Source organism: Psychrobacter sp. TB20-MNA-CIBAN-0197, from assembly GCF_040309765.1.
GTDB classification, from domain to species: domain Bacteria; phylum Pseudomonadota; class Gammaproteobacteria; order Pseudomonadales; family Moraxellaceae; genus Psychrobacter; species Psychrobacter submarinus.
In genome coordinates, this window is record NZ_JBEOPC010001345.1 from 1 (window position 1) to 238 (window position 238).

Here is a 238-nt window from a genome sequence, read left to right on the forward strand (position 1 = left end):
GGCCAAGGAAGAAACCTTTGGTCCGCTGGCGCCGCTGTTCCGCTTCAAAGACGAAGCCGAAGTGATCGCCATATCCAACGACACCGAATTCGGTCTGGCTTCTTACTTCTACGCTCGTGACCTCGGCCGTGTGTTCCGTGTCGCCGAAGCGCTGGAGTACGGCATGGTCGGCGTCAACACCGGGCTGATCTCCAACGAAGTCGCGCCGTTCGGCGGCATCAAGGCCTCGGGCCTGGGC

General features: G+C 61.8%; 1 protein-coding gene. It reads left to right on the forward strand.

Features of this window, described 5'->3' with window-relative positions; all coding sequences use genetic code 11:
• The coding region (locus AAEY83_RS18335; protein WP_351061547.1) for an aldehyde dehydrogenase family protein at positions 1-238 on the forward strand (238 nt) is incomplete at both ends.